This window comes from Actinoallomurus acaciae (genome assembly GCF_042429965.1).
GTDB lineage: Bacteria > Actinomycetota > Actinomycetes > Streptosporangiales > Streptosporangiaceae > Actinoallomurus > Actinoallomurus acaciae.
Genome location: NZ_JBHLZP010000380.1, coordinates 1 through 7,941, shown reverse-complemented (window position 1 = coordinate 7,941; position 7,941 = coordinate 1). Strand labels below are relative to the sequence as shown.

Below are 7,941 nucleotides of genomic sequence, written 5' to 3'. Positions count from 1 at the left end.
CTCCAGCCGTGCGGCGAGGACCTCTTCCTGCTCGGCGACCTCCGCGGCCTCGCGCTCCATGTCCTCCGGGTCGCGGCCCCGCCGGTCCTCCTCCTGCGCCTCGGTGGCGTGGCGGTGGCGCTCGGCGGCGACCTCCCCGACGCCGCGCAGCCGCTCGCGCAGCGACGACAGGGAGTACCAGGTCTCCTGGACGCGGGTCAGCACGGGCGCCTGCGCGGCCGCCTCGGCCTCCAGCTCCGCCTCTCGCTGCTGGGCGGCGGCGAGGGCCCCCTCGACGGCGAGGTGCCGCTCGCGTACGGCGGCCTCGTCGACGGCCTCCTGCTTGAGCCGGGTGCTGAGGGTGACCAGGTCGTCGGCCAGCAGGCGCACCCGGGCGTCGCGCAGGTCGGACTGGATCACCGCGGCCCGGCGGGCGATCTCGGCCTGGCGCCCGAGGGGCTTCAGCTGGCGGCGCAACTCGGTGGTGAGGTCCTGGACGCGCGTGAGGTTGGCCTGCATCGCGTCGAGCTTGCGGAGGGCCTTCTCCTTGCGCTTGCGGTGCTTGAGGACGCCGGCCGCCTCCTCGACCATGGAGCGGCGGCCCTCGGGCCCGGAGTGCAGGACGCGGTCGAGCTGACCCTGGCCGATGATCACGTGCATCTCACGGCCGATGCCGGAGTCGGACAGGAGCTCCTGGACGTCGAGCAGGCGGCAGGAGTCGCCGTTGATGGCGTACTCGCTCTGCCCCGACCGGAACATCAGCCGGCTGATCGTGACCTCGGTGTAGTCGATCGGCAGGGCGCCGTCGGTGTTGTCGATCGTGAGGAGGACCTCGGCACGGCCGAGCGGCGGGCGCGACGAGGTGCCCGCGAAGATCACGTCCTCCATCTTGCCGCCGCGCAGCGACTTGGCGCCCTGCTCGCCCATCACCCAGGCGAGCGCGTCGACGACGTTGGACTTGCCCGAGCCGTTGGGGCCGACGACGGCGGTGATGCCCGGTTCGAGCCGCAGCGTGGTCGAGGACGCGAAGGACTTGAAGCCACGCAGCGTGAGGCTCTTCAAGTACAAGCGTCCGTCCTTTCCCCGACCGACTCGGCACGGCCCGGGAGTTCTACGAGGGGTTCACCAGGCCCGGTCCCTGCGCACCATACCGGCCGGAAGCCGTCTCACCGGCATCTGACATCCCCAAATGTGCCACGAACGCTCGTGTTTCGCGGGGGCTCCCGGGGAAACCGCCGCGGCCGCGCCGCTCCGTGGCCCGGCCGTGACACTCATCGTCCCCGGCGCAGGAGCCCCCTGCCGGCGCCGCGGACCGCCGGCCGGAAAAGGTTCGATCTTTGCCCGGACATCTCTCGCGGCGTCACATCTCCCGTGCCGTACCGCGTCGGGGAGAATTCACCCGCCCGTCGGGTAGCGGCCTGACCTGGGAAGATCGTGATCAGGCATATATTTCCGAACTGATTGCCTCCCCGTCCGAGACGAGGAAGAAGCTTGGGAGAGCGCGGCCGCCGACAATTTCCGGGCAACAAAAAGGGACGTCATGATCGACGTCCCTTTTACGGAGCGGCCTGACCCGCTAGGTCAGCGCCGGTTCGCGATCGCTGGCGCTCAGCGCCATGACTTCGTTGTCAGCGACCGCCGCGAGCGCGTCGTTCTCGGTCTGGAGCCGTACGAGTTCGGCCTCCAGGTCACGGACACGTTGCTGAAGGCGCCGCATCTCCGCAACCATGCGGGGGTCCGGACCGCCGACGTGGCCGAGTAGAGCCTTCGCCATGATTAAGGGTCCTCCACGCTGAGTGACCAGCAGGAATGATCGCGCACATGAGAGTCGAATAGATGCGCGTAACAACTAGGGTCGCACCGGCGCGAGAGCCGGTCAAGACAGATGTCACAGACGCGTAACAACCTGTCTATCCAAGTTTAGCAGACTTCCGGAGACGATCAGCGTTCGATGAACCCGTGAAGATCCCCTCGGGGTTCGGTCCACCGTTCGACGACGCCCGTGACCATTCCGGGAGTACCGCCGCCGCGCAGCTGCGCGAGCAGATCGTCACAGGCGTCGCGCGTGCCCTCGGCGATCACTTCGACGCGTCCGTCCGTCAGATTGCTCGCCGAGCCCGTGAGCCCCAGCTCAAGCGCTCTGGAGCGTACCCACCAACGGAACCCGACGCCCTGGACGCGACCGCGAACCCAGGCGGTCAGCCGTGTCTGCTCCTCCATCCTCCGGGATCCTAGCCGCGCCGGCGAGGCTGATCACGCACGGGCGAAGCCCGGCGCGGGAAGGTGATTGGAACGATCCCGCGCGGGCGCCTGACCGGCGCTTTCGCCGATCTTGAGCGGGGGTCCCAGCGCGCGGCCGGTCGGCACGGGCGTCGAGTAGCACTCCGGACGAACCCGGGCAACCCGTCCGGCCGAAGCCTCGTGACCGGACCCGGACGCCCGTACCGGACCATCCGGAACCCGTGGCCCCTGACGGGGAATGGGCCGAGGCGGGCGCGGCGCTCCTGGTTGTACCGTCCAGGGACGTTGGTCGATCGGGTGATGGGTGGTTTGCCGCCGGTCGCGGTGTGGGGTCGGTGGTGATTGTAGAAGTGGAGCCAGGCGGGGAGGGCTTTGCGGCCGGCGTGTTCTGAGTTGTAGAAGCGGCCCAGGGCCCAGCCGTCGGCCAGGGTGCGGTGGAAGCGTTCGGATGCCCAGCTCGGCGCAGGCGTCTTGCCAGGCGTGGGACTTGCAGACCGACCCGTTATCGCTCAGCACCGGCCGATGGCGTTGCGCCCTACCTCGATCGCGGTGGCGGCCTTCTCATCATCGTGGATCTGTGCGTAGGCCAGGCGTGTGCGGTCGTCGATGACGGTGTGGACGAACGCGGTCCCCAGGCACGGCTCGTAGCGGGTGTTGCGGTTGCCGGTACGGTTCGCGGTGGCCTCGCGGTTGCGTTCTGCCTGGACTCTGCCGACATGGCGCCGGCCGCCGCCATCAGGGATGGTGCCGAACCTTTGTGACGTCCACGTGCAGCATCACCCCGGGCCGGTCGTGCTCGTGCCGCCTGATCCGCTCCCCGGGTGCCGCGCTCGATACAGGACAGGCGGTTGAGCCGGCACCGCCTCGGCACGGCATCTCGACGATCAAACGCGCCGGCCGGAGACACCCACGCGGGGCCAAGACAGCGTTGGCGCGGGACACGAAGGCCTCCTGGCCGATGGAGCAGTTCCTTAGACAGCTCCACTCCACAACCGGAAGCCTTCACCGATCACCCACCTTCACACCGTGTCGCCACACAAACTCAACCAACCTGCCTGGGCAGTACACCTAGCCAGGCGTCTGTACGGATCGCAGGGGCCGGTGGGTGGCTCCGGGTGGGTCGGCCGTCGACGGGGCGGCGCTCGACGAGGCGGCCCGTGCGACCCGCGCCAGCGCCTACAACTACGCGCCTGGTCAAAATGCCGGGGCCCTGCCAGGGCGTGTCCTGCGGCTACCTGCCCGGATATGGCGCCCTCGCCATGTCCCGGACACGGCAACCCCCGGCCGGGTGCCTACGAGGGGTGTTCAGTAGCGCGCTCGGCGCGGGCGGGGCTGGCACGTGGGGCAGGTGTAGGAGGAGCGGTTCATGAACGCGTCGCGCCGGATCGGGCTGCCGCAGCGTGGGCATGGTTCGTCCTCGCGCCCGTACACGTTGAGTGACCGGTCGAAGTAGCCGCTCTCACCGTTGACGTTGACGTACAGGCTGTCGAACGACGTTCCGCCCGCCAGGAGGGCGGCCTCCATGACCTCGCGGGCCGCCGCGAGTACGCGCTCCGCCTCCGGGCGGTTGAGGGTCTCGGTGGGGCGGGCCCAGTGGAGGCGGGCCCGCCACAGCGACTCGTCGGCGTAGATGTTGCCGACGCCGCTGATCAGCGACTGGTCGAGGAGCGCGCGTTTGATGCCCGTGCGGCGCCTGCGCAGCGCGCGGACGAACGTCTCCTCGTCGAACGCCTTCTCCAGCGGGTCCGGGGCGATGTGCGCGATCGGCAGGGGGACGCCGTCGGACGTCTCGGTCAGCATGAGGTGCCCGAACGTGCGCTGGTCGATGAACCGCAGGTCCGTCCCGCCGTCGGTGAAGGTGAGCCGCGCCCGCAGGTGCTTCTCGTACGGCCGGTCCGACTCGCCGACGATCAGCTGGCCGCTCATGCCCAGGTGGGCCAGGAGCGTCTCGTCGTCGCCGACGGGCAGCCAGAGGTACTTGCCGCGCCGGCACGCGCCGGAGACGAGGCGTCCCGTCAGGCGGGCGGCGAGGTCGGAGGGGCCTTCGGTGTGACGCCGGGCCGCGCGCGGGTGCAGGACGGTGGCGGTCTCGATGGTCCGCCCGGCCACCCAGCGTTCGACACCCCGGCGTACGACCTCGACCTCAGGCAACTCGGGCAACGGCGGTCTCCTCTACGCGAGCGTCACTCGGGGCGGGTCGCGGACTGCTCACGGATCGCCGTCCACGCCGCCTCGGCCGCCTGCTGCTCGGCCTCCTTCTTCGAGCGCCCCTCGCCACGGCCGTACTCCACGCCACCGACCGAGACGACGGCGCGGAAGCTCTTCTGGTGGTCCGGGCCGCTCTCCTCCACGTGGTACTCGGGCACGCCGAGCTCCTCGGTGGCGGTCAGCTCCTGCAGCGAGGTCTTCCAGTCGAGTCCGGCGCCGAGGCTGGCCGAGCGGGTGATCAGGGCGTCGAAGAGCCGGTGGACGAGCGCGTCGGCGGCCTTCAGACCCTGGTCGAGGTAGACCGCGCCGATCACGGCCTCGAGCGTGTCGGCGAGGATCGACGCCTTGTCACGGCCTCCGGTGCCCTCCTCGCCGCGCCCGAGGCGGATGTAGGCGCCGAGGTCGAGCTGGCGGGCGACACCGGCGAGCGCCCGCATGTTGACCACGGCCGCGCGCAGCTTGGCGAGCTGGCCCTCCGGCAGGTCCGGGTGGCCGCGGAACAGGGTGTCGGTGACGATGAGGCCGAGCACCGAGTCGCCGAGGAACTCCAGGCGCTCGTTGGTCGGCAGGCCGCCGTTCTCGTACGCGAACGAGCGGTGCGTGAGGGCCCGTTCGAGCAGGGCGGGATCGGGGGCCACGCCGAGCGCGGCCTCGAGTGCGCCGCGATCGGACACCGAGTGGTCGGGCTTCATGCGGTCCTCCCTCTGTGGGAGGCGGCATTGGCGGAATTCACGATCTTTCCTCCGCGGAAGGTTCCGCGAGGGCGAGGCGCACGCCGGGGCGTCTCCCGGCGTCCGCCACGGCCTCGGGCGAGTCTTCGTCGCGAGACGAGCGGGGGCGGCGCGCCGCCCCCGCGTCGTCAGAGACTGCCGGAAACCCTCGCGCGAGGGTTTCGGCCAGGCTCTCAGGCCACGTCGATGACCTGACGGCGGTTGTACGTGCCGCAGGTCGGGCACGCGGTGTGCGGCAGCTTCTCGTCGCGGCACTGCGGGCAGCGCACGAGCGTGGGCGCCTGGGTCTTCCACTGCGAGCGACGGTGCCGCGTGTTGCTGCGCGACTTCTTCCGCTTGGGTACGGCCACGTCAGCCCTCCTGGTCTTCTTGTCGTTGATCCAACATGCCCTGCAATGCCGCCCACCGGGGGTCGACGGCGTCGTGGTGGTGATCCGGCTCGGCGTCGGCCAGCCGGACCCCGCAGTCCGAGCACAGTCCAGGACAGTCGTCCTGGCACAGCGGGGACAGCGGCAGTGCGAGCACCATCGCGTCCCGGACGACCGGCTCGAGATCGATGAGATCTCCCTCGAGACGGCGTTCGTCGTCTTCGGCGTTCTCGCCGGAGCGAGTGTCGTCGTAGACGTAGAGCTCCTGGAACTCGACCTCGATCGACGAGGTGAGCGGATCCAGGCAGCGCGCGCACTCTCCGGAGAGAGGAGCCCGCGCCGTACCCGTGATGAGTACGCCCTCCAACACCGCCTCGAGCCGGATGTCCAGCTCGACGTCGGCGCCCTCGGGAACACCGACCATCTCGACGCCGAGATCCGCCGGAGCCGGCACGGTGTGGGAGTCCTTGCGCATCGATCCCGGCCGGCGGCCCAGGGCTCGTGTGTCGATCACGAAGGGGTCGCGGGGATCGATGCGGGTCAGGTTGTTCCTACTTCCGTGAGGCATGGCGCATCACCGCCGTCGGGCAAGGTCGATTGGCTAGGTTACCGAACGCGGGCCCTCATCCCCAACTCGGCCACGGCGTGGACCGGTCAGGACTCCGCGAAACGGCGGGTGAGCCGCCGCTGCACAGGCTCGGGCACCAGGCCGGACACGTCTCCACCGTACTGCGCGATCTCCTTGACCAGGCTGGATGACAGGAAGGAGTAAAGCGGGTTGGTGGCCATGAACATCGTCTCGACGCCCGCCATCTGGTGGTTCATCTGGGCGATCTGCAGCTCGTAGTCGAAGTCGCTGACCGCGCGCAGGCCACGGACGATCACCGGGATGCTGCGCTCGCGGCAGAAGTCGACGGTCAGCCCGTGGAACTTCTCGACGGCGACGTTGCCGTACTCCTTGGTGACCTCGCCGATCATCTCGACGCGTTCTTCGACGGTGAAGAGACTCTTCTTGGAGATGTTGATGAGTACGGCGACGACGACCTCGTCATAGAGGCGCGACGCGCGGCTGATGATGTCGAGATGTCCGTTGGTGACGGGGTCATAGGAACCCGGACAGACAACACGGCGCACGAGGTGGGTCCCCTCTGCAAGGAAGTCGTCAGTGGCCTGCGGCGTGACCGTACCAAAGCGTGCCCTCGCCGTAACGACGGGCCCTGTCCTCGGTATACCCGGACGGCCAGGCGACAGGCGCGCCCCGCGTGGCGCGTTCGACGGCGACGAGGGCGCCGGGCGCGAGCCAGCCGTTGTCGCGCAGATCCTCGAGCATTCGGGTCACGGCGTCGTCGGTCACGGCGTACGGGGGGTCCGCGAAGACCAGGTCGTACGGCTCCGCCGGAGGCCGGCGCAGCACGCGTTCGACCCGGTCGGCGGCCAGTTCGGCGCCGGGGAGGCCGAGCGCCTCGACGTTGGCCCTGATCACTTTGGCGGCGCGCGGCGACGACTCGACGAGGAGCACGTGGGCGGCGCCGCGGGACAGGGCCTCCAGGCCGACCGCGCCGGACCCGGCGTACAGGTCGGCCGCCCGCAGGCCGTCGAGCTCGCCGAGCAACGAGTGGACGGTCGCGAACAGGCCTTCGCGCGCGCGGTCGCTGGTCGGCCTGGTGTCGCGGCCGGTGGGCACGGAGAGCCGCCGGCCGCCGGCGGTTCCTGCGATGACTCGGGTCACGCATTCAGTGTGGCCCAGCGGGCCGGCCGCCCGGCTCATTCCGGCCCGCCACGCAGCGCTGCGAATTATTGACAGATCGCCGTCAAAGCAATTTGAAAAAGCTACTTGTCGTGACAAACTAATCGCTGACCGTACGGCAGGCGCCCCTCGGGCCTCCCTTCCCGAGACAAGCGGTGATGGGGGTGTCACCTCACGGACGGCCCTCCCGACCTGGAGATTCCTGTATGCGAAAACGCACGAGACTGGCCACGACCGCCGGCGTGACGGTCCTGGGCTTCACCGCCATGAGCGGCATGGCCCAGGCCGAGACCAGCGGGCCCCTCGACCTGTCCGGCACGCTGGGCAAGACCATCGACGGCGTGGGCAAGACCGTCGACGGGGTGGTCAAGCAGACGACGTCCGGCACGCGAAGCTCTGAGAAGCCGGCCCTCCGGGTGAACCTCCCGGTGCATGTACGGCTGGGCGCTCCGCGTCGGTCCGGCGGCGGCACCAAGAAGCCCGGCCGCTCCGGCCCCGAGGTGAAGGCGGGCGTGAAGGCGTCGGTCGACGCCTCGACCGACGGGGTCAGGGCGAACGTGAGCCTTCACCTGTGCGCCCACCCGCCGCAGCAGTGCGGGCCGGTGCCGGCTCCGCCCAGCCCGATCCCGCCCGGCCCGCCGACGCCTCCTCCGGCGCCGCCGGTCGG

9 protein-coding genes and 2 pseudogenes are annotated in these 7,941 nt (G+C 70.0%); 1 reads left to right on the top strand and 10 read right to left on the bottom strand.

What is annotated here, in order from left to right; all coding sequences use genetic code 11:
• The 10 genes and pseudogenes from ACFFNX_RS35220 to rsmD form a co-directional block, all read right to left on the bottom strand.
• Window positions 1–1,047, bottom strand: a 1,047-nt coding sequence (locus ACFFNX_RS35220) for a chromosome segregation SMC family protein (RefSeq protein WP_378210251.1), incomplete at its 3' end; no start/stop codon positions are given.
• A 508-nt stretch (window positions 1,048–1,555) separates the two neighbouring features.
• Complete coding sequence (locus tag ACFFNX_RS35215; RefSeq protein WP_378210250.1) at window positions 1,556–1,753, bottom strand: hypothetical protein; 198 nt, start codon at window positions 1,751–1,753, stop codon at window positions 1,556–1,558.
• Between the two features lie 167 nt (window positions 1,754–1,920).
• Window positions 1,921–2,199, bottom strand: coding sequence for an acylphosphatase (locus tag ACFFNX_RS35210; RefSeq protein ID WP_378210249.1), 279 nt, complete (start codon window positions 2,197–2,199; stop codon window positions 1,921–1,923).
• Window positions 2,200–2,486: 287 nt separating this feature from the next.
• A pseudogene (locus ACFFNX_RS35205) lies at window positions 2,487–3,082 on the bottom strand (integrase core domain-containing protein); the annotation flags it as partial.
• Between the two features lie 443 nt (window positions 3,083–3,525).
• Entirely contained in the window at window positions 3,526–4,380 is an 855-nt protein-coding gene (gene mutM, locus ACFFNX_RS35200) for a bifunctional DNA-formamidopyrimidine glycosylase/DNA-(apurinic or apyrimidinic site) lyase (protein WP_378210248.1), read from the bottom strand.
• Between the two features lie 23 nt (window positions 4,381–4,403).
• Window positions 4,404–5,120, bottom strand: coding sequence for a ribonuclease III (gene rnc, locus ACFFNX_RS35195; RefSeq protein ID WP_378210247.1), 717 nt, complete (start codon window positions 5,118–5,120; stop codon window positions 4,404–4,406).
• A 212-nt stretch (window positions 5,121–5,332) separates the two neighbouring features.
• Window positions 5,333–5,509 carry a 50S ribosomal protein L32 gene (rpmF, locus tag ACFFNX_RS35190; protein ID WP_285569124.1) on the bottom strand — a complete coding sequence of 59 codons (177 nt, stop codon included), beginning with the start codon at window positions 5,507–5,509 and terminating at the stop codon, window positions 5,333–5,335.
• A gap of 1 nt (window position 5,510) precedes the next feature.
• Entirely contained in the window at window positions 5,511–6,095 is a 585-nt protein-coding gene (locus tag ACFFNX_RS35185) for a YceD family protein (RefSeq protein WP_378210246.1), read from the bottom strand.
• Between the two features lie 86 nt (window positions 6,096–6,181).
• On the bottom strand, window positions 6,182–6,661 hold the full coding sequence (coaD, locus tag ACFFNX_RS35180; protein ID WP_378210245.1) for a pantetheine-phosphate adenylyltransferase: 480 nt from the start codon (window positions 6,659–6,661) through the stop codon (window positions 6,182–6,184).
• A 28-nt stretch (window positions 6,662–6,689) separates the two neighbouring features.
• A complete protein-coding gene (gene rsmD, locus ACFFNX_RS35175; RefSeq protein WP_378210244.1) occupies window positions 6,690–7,256 on the bottom strand; it encodes a 16S rRNA (guanine(966)-N(2))-methyltransferase RsmD in 567 nt (188 codons plus the stop codon).
• Window positions 7,257–7,480: 224 nt separating this feature from the next.
• Here rsmD and ACFFNX_RS35170 point away from each other — a divergent pair.
• Window positions 7,481–7,941, top strand: a pseudogene (locus ACFFNX_RS35170) (hypothetical protein); the annotation flags it as partial.

Coding starts and splice junctions, on each gene's coding strand:
- ACFFNX_RS35215 (WP_378210250.1), bottom strand. CDS start 1,753: ATGGCGAAGGCTCTACTCGGCCACGTCGGCGGTCCGGACCCCCGCATG.
- ACFFNX_RS35210 (WP_378210249.1), bottom strand. CDS start 2,199: ATGGAGGAGCAGACACGGCTGACCGCCTGGGTTCGCGGTCGCGTCCAG.
- rnc (WP_378210247.1), bottom strand. CDS start 5,120: ATGAAGCCCGACCACTCGGTGTCCGATCGCGGCGCACTCGAGGCCGCG.
- ACFFNX_RS35185 (WP_378210246.1), bottom strand. CDS start 6,095: ATGCCTCACGGAAGTAGGAACAACCTGACCCGCATCGATCCCCGCGAC.